Source organism: Persicirhabdus sediminis, from assembly GCF_016595495.1.
GTDB lineage: Bacteria > Verrucomicrobiota > Verrucomicrobiia > Verrucomicrobiales > Akkermansiaceae > Persicirhabdus > Persicirhabdus sediminis.
This window is the reverse complement of sequence record NZ_JAENIM010000023.1, coordinates 21,742-38,282: the sequence shown is the minus strand read 5'-3', so window position 1 is coordinate 38,282 and position 16,541 is coordinate 21,742. Positions and strand designations below refer to the sequence as shown.

Annotated in this window: 14 protein-coding genes; 8 read left to right on the top strand and 6 right to left on the bottom strand. The window is 47.5% G+C overall.

Going from position 1 to position 16,541, the window contains the following annotated elements; all coding sequences use genetic code 11:
• Window positions 1–29: 29 nt before the first annotated feature.
• The 4 genes from JIN82_RS05260 to JIN82_RS05245 form a co-directional block, all read right to left on the bottom strand.
• Window positions 30–494, bottom strand: a complete 465-nt coding sequence (locus tag JIN82_RS05260) for a hypothetical protein (protein ID WP_200310599.1) — start codon at window positions 492–494, stop codon at window positions 30–32.
• A 96-nt stretch (window positions 495–590) separates the two neighbouring features.
• Window positions 591–1,238 carry a YiiX/YebB-like N1pC/P60 family cysteine hydrolase gene (locus tag JIN82_RS05255; protein ID WP_200310598.1) on the bottom strand — a complete coding sequence of 216 codons (648 nt, stop codon included), beginning with the start codon at window positions 1,236–1,238 and terminating at the stop codon, window positions 591–593.
• Window positions 1,239–1,268: 30 nt separating this feature from the next.
• A complete protein-coding gene (locus JIN82_RS05250; protein WP_200310597.1) occupies window positions 1,269–3,128 on the bottom strand; it encodes a SulP family inorganic anion transporter in 1,860 nt (619 codons plus the stop codon).
• 27 nt (window positions 3,129–3,155) lie between these two features.
• A complete protein-coding gene (locus JIN82_RS05245) occupies window positions 3,156–4,298 on the bottom strand; it encodes an LptF/LptG family permease (RefSeq protein ID WP_200310596.1) in 1,143 nt (380 codons plus the stop codon).
• A 108-nt stretch (window positions 4,299–4,406) separates the two neighbouring features.
• Between JIN82_RS05245 and aat the strand changes: the two genes are divergently transcribed.
• The 7 genes from aat to JIN82_RS05210 all read left to right on the top strand — a co-directional run bounded on the left by aat (window position 4,407) and on the right by JIN82_RS05210 (window position 12,012).
• Entirely contained in the window at window positions 4,407–4,988 is a 582-nt protein-coding gene (gene aat / locus JIN82_RS05240; protein ID WP_200310595.1) for a leucyl/phenylalanyl-tRNA--protein transferase, read from the top strand.
• Window positions 4,989–5,062: 74 nt separating this feature from the next.
• Window positions 5,063–5,503 (top strand): hypothetical protein, encoded by a 441-nt coding sequence (locus JIN82_RS05235; RefSeq protein WP_200310594.1) that lies wholly within the window; start codon window positions 5,063–5,065, stop codon window positions 5,501–5,503.
• Window positions 5,504–5,638: 135 nt separating this feature from the next.
• Window positions 5,639–7,039 carry an MBL fold metallo-hydrolase RNA specificity domain-containing protein gene (locus JIN82_RS05230; RefSeq protein WP_200310593.1) on the top strand — a complete coding sequence of 467 codons (1,401 nt, stop codon included), beginning with the start codon at window positions 5,639–5,641 and terminating at the stop codon, window positions 7,037–7,039.
• A 90-nt stretch (window positions 7,040–7,129) separates the two neighbouring features.
• Window positions 7,130–8,479, top strand: coding sequence for an MATE family efflux transporter (locus tag JIN82_RS05225; protein ID WP_200310592.1), 1,350 nt, complete (start codon window positions 7,130–7,132; stop codon window positions 8,477–8,479).
• A gap of 92 nt (window positions 8,480–8,571) precedes the next feature.
• Complete coding sequence (locus JIN82_RS05220; RefSeq protein WP_200310591.1) at window positions 8,572–9,255, top strand: ABC transporter ATP-binding protein; 684 nt, start codon at window positions 8,572–8,574, stop codon at window positions 9,253–9,255.
• Between the two features lie 121 nt (window positions 9,256–9,376).
• Window positions 9,377–9,913, top strand: a complete 537-nt coding sequence (locus tag JIN82_RS05215) for a heme NO-binding domain-containing protein (protein WP_200310590.1) — start codon at window positions 9,377–9,379, stop codon at window positions 9,911–9,913.
• A gap of 2 nt (window positions 9,914–9,915) precedes the next feature.
• Window positions 9,916–12,012, top strand: coding sequence for a response regulator (locus tag JIN82_RS05210; RefSeq protein WP_200310589.1), 2,097 nt, complete (start codon window positions 9,916–9,918; stop codon window positions 12,010–12,012).
• Window positions 12,013–12,038: 26 nt separating this feature from the next.
• Here JIN82_RS05210 and JIN82_RS05205 read toward each other — a convergent pair whose 3' ends face one another.
• Window positions 12,039–12,677 carry a hypothetical protein gene (locus JIN82_RS05205; protein WP_200310588.1) on the bottom strand — a complete coding sequence of 213 codons (639 nt, stop codon included), beginning with the start codon at window positions 12,675–12,677 and terminating at the stop codon, window positions 12,039–12,041.
• Window positions 12,678–12,964: 287 nt separating this feature from the next.
• On the opposite strand from JIN82_RS05205, the gene JIN82_RS05200 reads away from it, so the two are divergent.
• Window positions 12,965–13,828, top strand: coding sequence for a DUF1194 domain-containing protein (locus JIN82_RS05200; RefSeq protein ID WP_200310587.1), 864 nt, complete (start codon window positions 12,965–12,967; stop codon window positions 13,826–13,828).
• 209 nt (window positions 13,829–14,037) lie between these two features.
• Here JIN82_RS05200 and JIN82_RS05195 read toward each other — a convergent pair whose 3' ends face one another.
• Window positions 14,038–16,410 (bottom strand): DUF4132 domain-containing protein, encoded by a 2,373-nt coding sequence (locus JIN82_RS05195; protein WP_234041788.1) that lies wholly within the window; start codon window positions 16,408–16,410, stop codon window positions 14,038–14,040.
• Between the last annotated feature and the right edge of the window lie 131 nt (window positions 16,411–16,541).

Genomic DNA, 16,541 nt, shown 5'->3' with positions numbered 1-16,541 from the left:
TAAAGGCATTCTGCATAGCTCGTAACTCGCTATATCTGTGAGATGTCGTGCAGATCTTTTTCTAACTGATTGTTTTGTTCGAGTTCACTAATCTGCGCACAAGCTGTGTGAGCTAGCTCGAGAAGTTGTTGAGCTTCGTCGTTATTTCCAGCGATAGCGTAGCCACGAGCACACGCCTCGTAGGCATAGCCGAGGTAGAATGGCGGGAGCTTGCGACTCACGCGTAGGCACAACTTGGCAAAGTGAATGGCCATCTGTGAGTCTGCTAACTGGCTGTAAATGCGCGAAATCTGCCAGTAGCCCACCGAGATTTCTAGCTCAGAGCATTCTTCTAACTGCTGCCAGTGCCAAAGCGATGTATGAGCGAGAGTGATCATCTGCGCATCTTCTGACTTTTTGCGTTTTGCTAGCTCCATGAGCTTCCAAGCATCATTGAAACAGCTGCGGGCAAATTGACGGTGGATGTCAGGATGCAACTCATTAGGATTTGTCATACTGAGTCACTAATGGAACTCAGCTGTCTAATCAAGGAGACATTAGAAATTGCGGATGAATTTTCTAATGAAATGTTCTAGAGAAGACTAGATTATCTATTTATTGATAGGGACTTCTATCAATAGATTTGACTGAGCAATATCAGATGGAGCGACGGCGAGTTCGTCCAGTGGAAATAGGCTCTCATCACCAAAGCGCTGTTTGATGAGCGACCTCACTTTGTGGTGGTCTACGTCGTAGCTGCCAAAGGTGCGAGGTTTGCATAGTTCTATGCCAAAGGCTTCTTTGTACAATTTCCAGACTAATTCTGAGCAATACATGTTGTCGTCGCTCCAGAGAAATTTGCGATCGTAGTTTTTGCCCATGTGGGTGTTAGAAAACTCCACAGCTTTGTTCAAAGTAGCGTGATTGATTTTACTTTTGTCTTTAAGCCGCAGCGCGTAGATTTCACCACGGCTGCGAGCGGCAAATCGTTCGAGTGAAGTTACCGTGACTGGCTGGATCGCCTCGAGCACATAGGGGGTATTATTGCGGAAAAAGATGATGCCGGTATGCGACCAGCGCGAGCCAGTAGCCGCTTTGACGGCGATTGCTTGTCCATCGTTACTTTCTTGGAAGACAATGTCACCCGTTTCTAGCTGATAGGCAGGAGTGAAAGCTGGCGGTATGCTTGCTTTAATTCCCAGAGTAAAAACCAACAGGGTGAGAGAGAAAAGCAGGGTGATGCAAAGTTTGTTTTTCATCAGTGGGAACTAGTTGTACCACCCAATATGCTATTTGTCCTTATTCGGGTCAAAGTAAATTTTAATATCAGCCTTGTCGGTGCCGAGCAGTTGCTGGGATCTTTTCAGCGCATCTCGGGTCGAGAGGTTGGGGTTGCTCGGTGAGTGCATGAAGATATTGGATTCGCGTTTGCTCCTGTCGCAGCCTTCTTGCACGGTCTGCAAAACACCAGATTGCTTGAGTACTCTGTAGACGTCACGAGTGGCACCACTGATAATAATGTGGCGTCCCTTTCTGCGGGTCTGTTTGAAAAGATCTTCCAAGGCCATCACGCTGGTGGCATCTAGGTGGTGAGCATTTTTGAGTCGCAAAATGATCACTTTGAGATTGGGGTCGGCAATGGTTCGCTGGATTTGAGTGCGGAAGAGCTCCGCGGCGCCAAAAAACAGATCACCTTCGACGTGTACAATGGAGATGGCTGGATTTGGTCGCTCTCGTCTCTCGCCGAGTTCGCGCAGCGTTCCCTCGTCGTTCATTTCGTATTCGATGAGATGTGGCTGGGATGCTTTGCGTAGGAATAAGGTGATGCTGAGCGCAACGCCAATAAAGATGGCCACGTATAGTGGACTGAGCAAGGTGGCGACAAATGTGACTAGCAAAACGAGCGCGTCATCACTAGTTGAGCGCAGGCAGATGCGGATGGCATGTGGGTTGAATAGTGACAGCGCGATAGCGATGACTAAGGCGGCTAGAGCTGCTTTGGGGATGAATTGCACTAGCGGAATGAAGGCTAGAAGAATGGTGCCTCCTAGGCAGATGAGGCCGCAGAAAAATGAAGCAAAACGTGTTTGTGCGCCGGATTCGTAGTTAAGCGCTGAGCGTGTGAGCGACCCTGATGATGGCATGCCGGAGACAAATGAGCAGGCGATGTTAGCCATGCCGACTGAGAACATATCTTGGTTCAGGTCCACGCGATCGCTAGTGCGGCTAGCTAGTGATTTAGCCATCGATGTATTTTCTAGCGAGGCAAGGAAGGCGATGGCAAAAGCGGCTGCCATCAAGATGGAGATATCGTTGAATATCGTTGAGCTAGCGAAGTCGGGAAATTGTGGTTTGAGTGATTCTGGGCTGAAACTCTGGAAAGTGGCTACCTGGTCAAATCCAACTCCGGCAAATGTTAAAAAGTAGCTCAGCACCGAGATGGCTGTCAGGGTAATGGCAAAGTTGGGCAGGGCGCGGAATTTTTTCTGTAAGAGGAAAAACAGCGCAAGTGTTAGCCCTCCGATTAGAAATGGTTGCCAAAGGTATTCTCGATACAAGGTGCACATGCCTTGTAAATTGCCAACAAAGGAATGGCTATCTAAAGCCCTCAGCTGGGGCGCAATGCCTAATAAATGCTTGAATTGGTTAGAAATGATAAGGATGGCGGCGCCGCTGATATAGCCGACGAGTACGCTGCGACTAACATATTGTAATAGATCAGCCACCTTAAGGAAGGATCCCGCTACCGAGAAAATGCCCACCATAAAGACAAGCAATGGAAGCAGGCGGAGTTTTTCATCCATTTCTAGCCCGCTGGTGACAAAAAAACTGAATACCATCAATGCGGTGGCATTAGTTGGCCCGAGAATCGTATGTCGTGAGCTAGAGAAAAATGGAGCAACTAGCGCAGCTAGCGCGGAGCAAATCACCCCGTAAACAATGGGGATTTCAGCAATCGCAGCGTAGGCCATGCCCTGCGGCATGGCGAGTAGCGCCACGTTGATGGCGGCGCGGATGTCGTAGTTGAACTTATTTCTGTTATAGCGCTTCAGCGAGCCAACAAATGGAAATAAGTTAATGCCATTGCCTCTCGCCACCCGCCGACTGGTGCGCAACATATTGTGTTTGATGTGACGCCACGTTCTCATAATTCAGCTAAACTGAGGGTGAACAGGTTAGCCACGGGTACGGCGGAATAACCAGACGCTGAGAAGCAGACAGACCAAGTTAGGTGTCCAGTACAGAATGGTGGCAGTAGGGGCTGGGGAGCGGTTAAATTCATCGGCGATAAAGAAGAAGGCAAAATAGCCTAAGCCAATAACTAGGCTGATCGCAAGTCCTGTTGATGTTTCTTTTCGTCGGGCGTTGATTCCCAGAGGGATGCCAACTAGGCTAAGTGACCAACAAGCAAGGGAAAATGCATATCGTTTGTGGACCTCGTGGCCCATGCTGTTGTAGCGAGATGGATCCTTTTCCTGTATTGGCTGGCCCAATTTTCCAGCTAGCTGATAGGCTTCAATCGACTCGCTTTTGACGAGCTCAATGAGTTCCCAGCTAGTGAGCTCAGACGGTTTCTTTTCGCGTTTGTTGTCTTTGCTGAAAGTATAGATCACAGGTTCTTGCTCGCCAATGAAGGCCATGTCGGTCTTGCCGTCTGCATCGCGGGTTTCGGCGTAGACGTTTTTGAGTTTGAGGCTGATTTGACGTGCTTCTTTGTTCACCTTCAGCTGGGCGTTTTCTGCGTAAATGAAACTCTTAGGAAAACCGCCGTTGTCCTCATCATTGACCTGGTAGAGGTGCAGGCCCTTCAGTTCGTCGTCTTTGATCATGTCTTCTACAAAGACTTTAACTTCTTCTCGATTACTGACGATGCCTGGTTGGAGCAGGGCCTGTGGATTGTTGAGTGCAATTTCACGCAGCAGTGTCCGGCTGCGATCCTTTGACTGCGGGCTCACCGTAGTATTGATCCAGAATGCGAGCATGCTGAGAATGGCTGCTATGATGAAAACTGGCATGGCGGTGCGCAGCAGGCTGCAGCCAGCCATGCGGATGCTAACAAGCTCGTTCTCAGATGATAAGCGCCCAAATACTAGCAGGATAGAAGCTAGGAATCCCCAAGGCACAGTGTACAAAAGTGAGTAGGGCACAAGAATGGCCATGAACTGGAGCAGCAGGACTGGTGAAGCTCCATTTTCTACCAAAAGCGTACGGATCTGCTGAAATAAATGTCCCAAGAGCATAATAGCCGTCAAAACTGCAACGCCAAAGATAGTGGCTTGGAGAACTTGCTTGGCTATGTATCTGTCGAGAACGCGCATTGAGATGAGCTCAGAAAATGGCTCTTTTAAGCTTCACTGTCGAGCTTTCTTGTGGTTGTTAGTATGGTGTTGGTGCATCATGAGTGCGATCTCCAAAACGAGCTAAGTATGAAGCAAATTCCTCCACAGATATTGATAGGTGCCTATGCGGAAGGTGTTTTCCCCATGGCAGAAGACGGTGAGATCTATTGGTTTGCGCCGATGATGCGCGGAGTTATCCCTGTTGATGAGCGCTTCCATATCCCCAAGGGGCTACGTAAGTCGCTGCGTAAGAAACCATTTGAGCTAAGGCATAATACGGCATTTGCTCAGGTCATGCAAGGTTGTGCTGACCGTGAGCAGACCTGGATTGATGAGGTGATTTTTACCAGCTACCACGATTTGTTTGAACTTGGCTTGGCGCATTCATTTGAGTGTTGGGATGAAGATGGCCTGCAGGGTGGGCTGTATGGGGTTCGCTTGGGCGATGCGTTTTTTGGCGAAAGCATGTTTTCGCGTAAAACCGACGCCAGCAAAATTGCCTTGGTGCATTTGGTGGAGTGGATGCGCGCTGAAGGGATGACGCTGCTAGACACCCAGTGGATGACCGATCACTTGAGGCAGTTTGGCGGGGAAGAAATCCCAAGGGAAAAGTATCTTGATCTCTTAGCTGAGGCGGTGAGCCCGTGGCTTGAGAATTTGCCTAATTAAAAATACTGTTTGATTTTCACTTTGATTTTGGGCTAAGTTGCTAGTTGTCAATTAATTTGCAACCAGACCTCCTCATGAATATCCCCTTAAGCTCAGCTACAGCACGGTTCTCTTCATACAGCTTTTTACTAGTTGTGATTTTTGTCGCCTTGATGGATGTTGCCATTCGCCGGCAGGATTTTTTACTCACTCTATCAGTAGGTATTGTGTTTTGTATTTTGATGTATGCCAATGCCTCGGTGTGGAGCCAGCTAGAGTCTGATAGCTGCAGCGCGATGATTATTGGTCTGGTCTATCATGTGATTCTATTTCTCATCATCAACGCGGTTCAGTTCATTTGGGTTGCCAGTTTAGGCATTTACGACTGGCAGTTTTTTGGCCTAGCTGTTGGTAGCTGGATGTTTATTTTAATCGGTCACGCAGCGCTTTGTTATTTTCTATCAAAGCCATCTAGCGACGGGGAATTAGAGATGGATGATCTAGTGGATTGCCAGCTGGAAGAAGTGGTAGATTAGCTAGCTCATCATTGATGGTTTGAGTGATTGTTTAGATTTTGCGGTTTCATTATGAATGGCTTGTGAGAAATCGTCTGGAATCTGCTGGCCACAATGTGATTTATGTCTGATATTGGCAGATAACATTGAATCATTATGAAATTAAAGTTTTGTGGAGCCGCTGGCACAACGACGGGATCTCAGCATTTGCTAGAGGTCAACGGAATGAAGATCTTGCTAGATTGTGGCCTTTATCAAGGTCACCGCGATGATGCGCGTCAGATTAACTGTTGTTTTCCACACTTCGACCCAGCTGAGATTGATTGTGTGATCCTTTCTCACGCTCACATTGACCATAGTGGTAACTTGCCAAACCTCGTAGCCAAAGGGTTTGAAGGGAATATTTACGCTACCTTTGCTACCAGAGATTTGTGTCAGGTGATGCTAACAGACTCTGCGAAGATTCAAAAAAGCGACGCTGACTGGGTGAATAAAAAGAACAAGAAAAAGGGTTTGCCATTGATAGAGCCGCTGTACACAGCACTGGATGCAGACCGCGCAATGAAGCAGTTTGTCAATATTGGTGACGGTCGCGAGATGATGATAGGTAATGGGATCACCTTAAAGTTTCTCGACGCCGGCCACATTCTTGGAAGTGCTCAGATTTTACTAACGATTAAGGACGAAGAGGACGGAAAAACCAAGAAGTTCCTATTCTCTGGTGATGTTGGTAGAGGTAATAATGATATTATCAAAGATCCAGAGGCTGCGGATCATGTCGATTTTCTCCTCATGGAAAGCACTTATGGTGGCCGCGAGCACGAGCTCGGTACACGCGCTAGTGAGGAAATTGCAGAGATTGTGAACCGCGCGTTAGACCGTGGCGGCAAGATTATCATTCCTTGTTTTGCCGTCGAGCGAACCCAGCAGATTCTGTATGTTCTTCACCAGCTGCTAGAAGAAGGCAAAATCCCAGAGGTGCCGGTTTTTGTAGATAGCCCGCTGGCGGTGAATGCGACGGAAATTTTCCGCCTGCACCCAGAGTGTTTCAACGACGACGTGTATACATTCCTGCAAGAGAAGCGAAATCCATTTGGTTTTGAAGGTCTCACATTGATTCGTTCGGTTGAACATTCGAAAAAACTCAATGCACGCGAAGGCCAGAGCATCATCATCTCGGCATCAGGCATGTGTGAGGCGGGGCGCATTCTCCACCACTTGCGCAACAGCATTGCGGATCCCAAAAATACGATCCTCTTTGTCGGCTACTGTGCGCAAAATACCTTAGGGTGGAAAATCCGCCACGGTCACGAAACGGTGAATATTTTTGGTCAGCCGCATGAGCTGAAAGCGAAGGTGGAAATCATGGATTCATTCTCCGGGCACGCCGATCATTCTGAGCTGATGGATTATTTCCACAAAATGGGCGGACCTAAGAAAAAAGTCTGGTTAGTCCACGGTGAACCACGTCGTTCGCAGGCATTGTGCATGGCTCTTGAGGAGGTTCACGATGGCGAAGTGAATATTGCTCAGCTAGGTGAAACGGTGAGTTTTTAGACTAAGCTAGGGACACGGTTGTTTCCCAAATAGGTGTGGGTATGTCGTCGAAAATCTTGACAGAAACAAAATTTTACACGACTACGCGCTATGCAAAAGACGCAATCCGACGAGCCTGTTGGTCGCAGCTATTGGCAAGAGGCTAAATTAACGATCCTGTTAGCGCTGCCGCTGATCGTTGGTCAGATCGGGCAAATGCTCATCGGCTTGGCGGATACCATCATGATTGGTAAAATCGGCGTGGTGCCGCTGGGCGCGTCTACTTTTGCCAATACCCTGCTGATGGTGCCTCTGGTGTCCAGCATGGGATTGCTCGCTGCGGTTTCTATCAAGGTGGCGCAGGGGCGGGGGCGCAAAGACTTTGCTGCGGTGCGCGAGGCCGTTCGCCACGGCAGCTGGCTAGCTTGTCTGTATTTTGCCCTCGTATTTACGGTGGTGATGTTACTGATTCCTCGATTGGATTTATTTGACCAGCCGGAGTCAGTCACCGCCATCACACCGGGATATTTGAAATTGGTGACCTGGTCATTGTTGCCAGCCATGTTAGCGCTTGGCTGGAAATACCACGGTGATGCGCTTAATCATCCATGGCCATCGTTCTGGATCTTTATCTCCGGGGTATTTGCCAATATCGTGCTCAACTGGCTGCTTATTTACGGCAATTGGGGATTTCCTGAGCTCGGGCTGGAAGGCGCTGGCTGGGCGACTTTGATTTCGCGCATCTACACTGCGGTGGCGGTTTTCATTTGGATTAATCATGCGCCGTCAGTGAAAAAATGGGCGCCGCGAAAGTGGCTGCGTGCGTGGCACATTGACGAGTTCAAATCCATGCTGCACCTAGGCGTGCCCGTGGCCTTATTTTTGATGATGGAGGTTGGCATGTTTTCAGCTGGCGCCTTGGTCATCGGTTCGTTAGGTGAGGTGCCGCTGGCGGCGCACCAAGTAGCGCTGACATGTTCAGGCATCACATTTATGGTGCCGCTGGGCATATCGATGGCTATCACCGTGCGCACTGGTGAGGTCACGGGCTCAGGTGAACATCAGCGATTGAAGAAAATCTTAGTGAGTGGCTGGATGTTTGGTTTGATGTCTAGCTTTGTATCGATGGCGGCATTTTTACTAGCTGGAGAATGGATTGCCGCTCAGATTGTTGAGCAGCGTGAGGTGATTGTGCTGGCTGCGAGCCTGTTGATCGTGGCTGGTGTTTTCCAGATCGTCGATGGCATGCAGGTCATCTCCGCGGCTGCGCTTCGTGGTATCGCGGATGTGAAAATTCCAGCATGGATGGCTGGTTTGAGCTACTGGATCATCGGCGTGCCAGTGGGGGCATTTCTAGCTAAAATGACTGATTTTGGTGCTCAGGGCATGTGGATTGGCATGGCGTCAGGTTTAGGTGTCTCGGCCATCTGCCAGAGTGTGCGTGCATGGAAAAAGTTCTAGGTAGAATTTCGCCACCAGTGCTTGATTAAGGTCAGCGCACTGCGGTGAAATTCCTGCTCGTCGAGCTGTGAAAAATGCAGTAAGTAGTGGCCATGAATCAGCCAGCATGGATTGTCGCCAAAGATGTTCACCGTAGCTATCAACTCGCTAAAAAAAGCGTGGAGGTTCTCCATGGTGTTGATTTGGAAATTGGTCGCGGTGAGAAAGTTTTTCTCTGTGGGCCAAGTGGCGCGGGCAAAACTACCTTGATGTATACGCTCGCTGGTTTGGAGGCGCCTCAGCAAGGGCGAGTAGAGATTGATGGTATTGACCTCTACGGGCTTAGCCGCAAAAAACAGGCGCAGCTGAGAAATGCCAAGATGGGGTATATATTCCAGAATTACTACCTGCTGCCCGAGCTGACCGCGCTGGAAAATGTCATGGTCCCAGCCATGATTGGTGGGAAAAATAAATTCCAACTAGCTAAAGAATCGCTCGCTAGAGTAGGATTAGAAAATCGTCTCGATCACTTGCCATCTGAGCTATCAGGTGGGGAGCAACAGCGTGTAGCTATTGCTAGAGCGTTGGTGAACCAGCCAGAAGTCGTCTTTGCCGACGAACCTACTGGCAATCTCGATTCGCGAAATGGTAAGGAAGTGCTGCAGATGCTGATGGAGATTGTTGACGAAAGTAACGCGACTTTAGTTGTGGTTACTCACGACGAACATCTCGCAGAGCTTGGCGATCGCACATTGATAGTCAAAGATGGTTTGGTAAGAAACCAGCTGGATATCTAGCTGCTAGCTAGCTGAAATCCTGCTATCTATCTGCAATCCTGAGTATACAGATAGATTAAATTATCTAATCTACCAGAATTGACTTTTATTTATTCTAAAAGTGTTTCAATATGATGCCCTTATGAAAGGGGTTGTTTTTGTTGAATTTCTAAAAATGGTGGAGGCCGAGCACGGTCTGGATATGGTGGACGACATCATCGAGCAGGCGGATGTGCCGTCAGGTGGTGCCTACACGGCTGTTGGGACCTACGATCACAAAGAGATGGTAGACCTAGTCGTCTCTATGTCTAAAATCACTGGCGTACCTACTGGCGAACTCCTGTCAGCATTTGGTAGCTACCTTTTTAGCAGTTTGGCGAACGCGCACCCTGTGTTCATGGATGGTGCGCGAGATGCTCTAGATTTCCTCGAAAAAGTAGAAACCTACATCCATGTCGAAGTGCGAAAACTCTATCCTGATGCTGAGCTGCCTACATTTGAATGTGAGCGCCAGCCCGGTGGTAAAGTTTTACACATGATCTATTCATCTAGCAGACATTTAGAAGATGTTTGCGACGGTTTGATTCAAGGATGCCTAAAATGGTTTCACTCTGACGCCGAAGTTGAGCGCCAGCCATTAGAAGGTGGTCGTGAATTGTTCATCATCAAAACGAGTTAGCGATGCCGGGTGACGACGTCAGTAAGTGGGAAAAGCGCTACCTGAGGGAGAAATCCGCTAGGTTGCAAGCTGAGGGTCTGCTAGAAGCCAAGAGCACCGAGCTCTACGAGGCAAATAAACAGCTAGAGAGGGAAATCCTAGAAGAGGCGAAACGCTATCATATAGAAGAGCAGAAGTTTACCGCGCTCTTTCACTCCTCTGTGGATGGCATTATTTTACACCACCAGGATGGCGAAATCATTGATGTTAATAACAGCATTTGTGATCTGTTGAAGATGACGCGTAAGCAGCTGATAGGGGGAAATATCATGAACCTTCACCCGCGCGAAGAGCGTGAGGTTTCAGCTAACGCCGCCGAAAAACTTAGGCGGATTGGATTGGTACGCTTTGAAACGGTGATGGTTCGCAGTGAAGGCGCTCCGCTGCCCGTGGAAATTTCAGCCACTCAGTTTGAGGTAGCAGGGGAAACCATTTGCCAAGGGATTGTGCGCGATATTTCAGGCCGCGTGGAAGTTCAGCTGGAGCTGCAAAAGGCGACCACTGAGGCGATTAAAGCTAACAAGGCGAAGTCACTTTTTCTAGCGACAATGAGTCATGAGATCCGTACGCCATTGAATGGCATTCTAGGTTTCACCGAGATTCTAATGGATTCACCACTATCAGAAGAGCAGAAACAACATCTCGATTTGATTCGTCGCAGTGGTGATATGCTGCTGCATATCATCAATGATATTTTAGATTTCTCCCGCCTAGACAGCGGTAAGGTCGAACTGGAGTTTGTCGATTTTGATGTCGTCGAAAGTATCGAACATTGCATCGATATTCAGCTGCCTGCTGCTACAGCTAAGGGAATCTTGCTGACGAGTTCAATTGGCGAGGAGGTTCCCGATGTCCTACATGGCGATGCGTCCAGGCTCCAACAGGTCTTGCTCAATCTAATTTCTAATGGCATTAAGTTTACTAACGAAGGCATGGTGCGAGTTGTCGTTGAGAGTTGCGGGCCACACTTTATTAAATTCAGCGTCGAAGATGAAGGGATCGGCTTTGATACAAAAACCAAGGACAGTATCTTCAACCCATTTGAGCAGGCTGATGCGTCGACAACACGTAAGTATGGCGGAACCGGCCTCGGATTGGCGATTTGTCGCCAGTTGGTAGAGGCGATGGGCGGAACCATCGATGCGACGTCGACACGTGGCAAAGGATCTTCATTCCATTTCACCCTGCCAGTTTATGCCGTGCAGGATAAAGAACAAGAAAGCGATCTTCAGGCAGATGTGCTGAAAGGTCAGAGGCTATTAGTGATTGATGATAGAATTGAAAACCTACTCCTGCTTCAAGCCTGGCTCACTCAGTGGGAATGTGACGTGACGATGGTTTCCTCATGTCGCGAGGCCTTGCAGATCATTCACGAAGACCGCGCTGGATTTGATTTGTTTGTTGTAGATATGTTGATGCCCGAGATGGATGGCTTTGAGTTTGCCCGTGAGGTGACACGTAGATTTACCAAACGAAAAGCGGGCATGGTCTTACTTTCCTCATCTCGTCTAGCTGGCCAGCGTGACCTAGCGCATAGTCTCGGCTATCAGACAGTGCTTTATAAACCTTTGAAAAAGGCGATTCTTAAGAAATGCCTGATAGATGCATTGATGAGCCACCAAGCGCAGCTGAAGAAGTTACATCCAAATAGTAGCGCGGCTATCACAGCTGGTGATAGAGTTCTTTTGGTAGAGGATAATCAAATCAATGCTCGCTTGGCTAAGGTCTTGCTTAGCAAAGAGCAGCTGGAAGTTGAGCTAGCTAACAATGGTGAAGAGGCTATCAAGGTGATTGCAGATTCCGCACCGTTCCAGCTAGTTCTGATGGATATCCAGATGCCTGTGATGGACGGTTTACAAGCGACGACCCTGATTCGCGAAGGCAAAGCTGGTGAAGCCAATAAGTCGATTCCCATCGTAGCGATGACAGCCAATGCCTTACCTGAAGATGAAGACCGCTGTTTGAAAGTGGGCATGAATGGCTATCTAGCGAAACCTATCAACGTTGATAATCTTCGCAAGGTGATTGAAAAATACTGCCACCAAGCCGTTTCTAGCTAGATTAGTGGATTGGGTATCTTCGCTTGTTAGCTTTCTTTGAGCTTGAGAATCTTATAGATCTCGGGCTCTTTTTTGTCTGCTAGCAGGAGTGATCTAGCTAGAATGCCAATGCGTGATTTGTAAGGGAGTTCTTGTTTTTTGAGGTATAAGGCATTGATTTCATCCGCCGTTAATCCTCTGTAGTAATCTTGCAGCACTTCGGCATTTTCGTTCATGTCCTTGGCGTAAACGAGAACGATGATTCGGCCTTCGAAGTTGACCATAAAATTGCCTTCTTTAGTTTCAGCCAGCTGGAATCTTACTTCGGGACAGGCATAGCGTTCGATGATTTGTTTGGCCGATTCAGCTGGAGATCTGTTGGGTTCGGTGATGGGTACCACGCTGCCATTAGTAAAGATGACGTAGGAGCGTTTTTCGTTGGTGAGCTGGCGGAAAGTATTGCTTATTTCTTCTAGATTACTCTGGTAGGGGGAATACCATTTCCCCTTGTTAGTCTGCGCCACCTCATGGGCAATGATTTCCGGCTCAGTCTGGTTCATGAGCTCTCGGTTCTCATGTTTGCGGTTGACGATAAAGGCTGAAATAAGAGCAACCATAGACGAAATTATGATGAGCGCATAGACAAGGACTCTATCTTCTAACGGTCTAGCGAAATTATTACCCATGATGTATAGATAACAGCCATTGGTAGTTGCTACAAACTGTTTTGTCAGAATGTTTTAAGGGGGTAAATACGAGGCTGTAAAAATTACAATCGTTGATTGACTTGTCTGTAAGTTTTACTGCTTTTGAGATTCTTGTGATCACAGCAAATTTCGCGGATATCTAAATTATGCTATATGGAATGGGGGTTTGCCAGTGGGGCTATTTAGATTGGCATAGTGTGTGCAATGAATGGGGCTGAGCTTCTATATAGGTGCTCAATTAACCCGATACCTCATAACCCCTAAGAATGATGAACATAAAAAATATCCAACAGCGATTGGACTCAGGCTCGAAAATGTTCGCTTCAGCTTCGGTGGTCGCCATGCTTTCTTGCGCGACCCTTCAGTTGCAGGCGGCCACGATAGTAGATACTGAGCTCCTGTTACTTGTTGATGTATCAGGCAGTGTTGATTCTAACGAATACAATCTAATGATGCAAGGTTACGCAGAGGCATTTCGAAGTTCCGATGTGCTGAGTGCGATTCAAGCTGGCAGCGAAGGTACGATTGCCGTCGCTCTAGCATTTTGGTCTGGCAGCAGTGATCAGGCGATGGCTGTTAATTGGACAGCGATCAATAGCTCTGAATCAGCGAATGCCTTTGCGGACGCTATCAGCCAGACGGTCCGCCCATACAGTGGCATGACGGCCATTGGCTCGGCTTTGGAATATGGTGCCACAACCTTCGGTACTGAAACTGGCGGCCTAACTGACAATGGATTCACTTCCATTTCGCAGATTATTGATATCTCAGGCGACGGCTACGATAACAATACTCCGCCCGACAATGTTAACCGAGCCCTCAATGTGAAGGCCGCTTCAGAAGCGGCTCTAGCATCCGGCGTCGACATGATTAATGGTCTGCCTATCGGTAATGCTGGTGGCGATTTGGTTGGCTATTATGAAACTTACGTCATTGGTGGAGAGGCTGGCGGTGTGGATGCTTTTGCCCAACCTACGGATACCTTTTCTGATGTGCAGAGCTCATTAGAGAAGAAGTTAGTCTCAGAGGTAGGTGCTGGTGCTAGCGCATCACAGGCCGTTCCTGAACCGAGTTCTATATTGCTCGTAGCCTTAGGTGGCATCAGTCTTTTGTGGAGAAGGAGTAAATAATAATGAAAACCAGTCGTTTTCATTGATAGGAGTGATTAGCTGTGGGCTTAGCTGGCTCGCAGCTAATTTTCTATCACTGGTTCTAAATAATGTAGTTTCTAGCTGATGTGACTAGCAATGAAAAAGCCGAAGCGATGAGCTTCGGCTTTTTGCTAGATTGTATTTCCTGCTAGCTGGATGGTGGGTACGAGTTTGTTAATGTGTAATAGCTAGACGAAGTCTCTGTTGATTTGTGATAGGATAGTGCTGTCTTTTATTTTATCATCATCAGCTAACATAAATGCTTTGGATAAGATTACCGATAACTTGTCGTCGCCTGAAAACGGCAAGAATACTATATTTTTACTAGAAACTCTGGATGGAGCTTTGACGATGCACAAATACTGGTCATTTGGCGTCATCAGAATATTTCCGCTACCTAGATGAATTTTGTAGGAACGTATTGACCCTTTTACTTTGAGGAATTTTCCTTCTAGTTCACATCGGTCTGCGATTTTGAGTTTCGGAAGTAGATGTTGGAGAATTTCTTTTCTCATCTCAGCGGTTTCGCCTAAGTTACCAAATGATTGCTCATTCCAATAATTTTGGAAACTTCCATTTGGGCCGCCGTCACTCCAATTAGGGTCATTGCCAACGCTGGTTACACCAACAAAGAGGTCAACGTCTCGTAAGATTTCAGATAGAACTAATGGCGGGATGTCTTCTATGTCTAGCGGGGCTTCACTAGTTTCATTTCCCCAACCTTGACCGTATGAGCCTCCGCAAGCATGAGCATATAGTAAGGGGGAGTCGATTTTATAGAAACGAACCTGATCAGTAGATAGATAGCGGTATGCTCCTGAATCAACGACGTAATCTTCGTGCCAGTCATCGCCAATACCTTCGATCCAGAATTCAGCACGCAATCCATAGTTAGGTAGTTCTTTATAGGCGGGCGGGTAGCAGTCGTCTACCATCATGCGTAGTTTGTTTTTCCAGCCTCTAATGGCGCAAAGTGAACTAAATTGGTGCTGTTTGAGTATATGTGATGCAAAGCGGTTGGAGTATATCTCGGTATTTTTCTCAGCATCCGTGAGCAAGTAAACTTCTCGGTGAGCTTGCTTGAATGGTTGCTGAATCATATATTCAAATAGAAAGCGTCTCCACTCCATGACGACATCAGCTTCAGAGTTGATAGGGTGCCATATTTGGACGGTGGTATTATTGATATCAATATCAACCTCCACTCCATTGATGTCCTTTAAACCTCCTTCTAGCCAAATTGCTTCAGTCATCTTACCGTCTAATGTCAAAGTCCAGATCAGTCGTCGTGCAAGTATGCCTACGACAGGGTGGTTCAAATATCTTTCGCTCCAGATTGAATACGACCAAGACTTTTCTAGCAGGAAGATGTTATCTAGCCGCTCTCTCTGTGCGCTAATCATCTTTTCAAGATCTTTAAGGCTCGCTCTGAGCTCTTTTAGTTCTTCTCCATAATCAGCTCTGACTGCTGCAGGCACTGACTTGATAGCTTTCCCCTTTGGGTTAATGAAGCTCAAGGTTGGTTTTTTATCAATGACGGTGACAACTGCAGTGTATTCTCCTAACTGCTCTTGATAGCCACCAACCTCAGTTAAGCCGTATTCAGGAACGCTCATTTCTTCTAACTCGTCAGTAGTGACATTGATTTGAGCTGCTAGCTTGACGAGTGCTTTTTGAATACTTTTCTGGGCAGTGCCAAATTTTACTTTGGTTTTCATTAGGGCAAGATGTGCTAGAGCGCAGTCTGAGCCAATGTGTCCAAGAGCCCAGACACATGCGTTCCCTACACGAGTAGCTCTGGCACCAATGCCAGGTACCTTTTTGTAGCTGCTTATGCCAGCTTCGCCAATGACTCTAGTTAGCTCGTCATTTGCTACGAGCGCGGCCGTCCAAGCTAAACCTTTAAGTACAGCTAAGTGGGGTTCACAGAATAATAGTGAGCTGTCTAAATAGTATGTCTCTTCATCAGAGTCTTCAGCTGTAGACGGTTTGTCGATTAGTGGAAACCATTTGATAAGGTTGTTACAGACTGATTGTTGTCCTATAGCGTCAATGTGTTTCTCAGCGGTGCGCAGCCATTTTTTCGTTGGGCTACCTGGTTGGCTGTCTGAGGCATGATCAATGAGAGTAACCCACTGTATATGTGAGGTGTCGTTCATCTCTTCGAGGTCATCTAATAGGGCTTCAGCAAATACTTCGCCGTTCTTGTTGATAGGGTTTTTAGGCAACTCTTTGAAGTCGTCTCCTAGTGGATCCCTAAGTTTTGCAGCCCATTTCTTCTGCTCAGGGTTGCCGTTTCCCCATTGTTTGATCAGCTTTGCGCAGGCGTCAATGAGTCGGGGCGAAAGCTCTTTTCCAGATTTCTGGTATCTACTAACTGTAGTGCCAAAGTAGGCCTGAGGGCAGGATCCCCAGCTGCTTAACTGAGCAAGAACTGTGGCGACTTGCCGTAGAACACTATCAGTGAAGGGTAATTTCCTTCGTAGTAGGCTGGCTAGAATTAGCTTTATATTTACCCTGTCAGCGAGAGCCGCAGCTCGCTTGCTTTCCGGAAGCTCCATAGCCTTGCTGATTGAATCATAATGCTGGCATAATAGAGATGTTAATTCTACTTGCTCGGAAGGGGGGAGATCTAGCAGAGCTTTGCAGCTTGGGTGTGAGGTGATTCGTTCACTATCGTGTGGTGAGATGT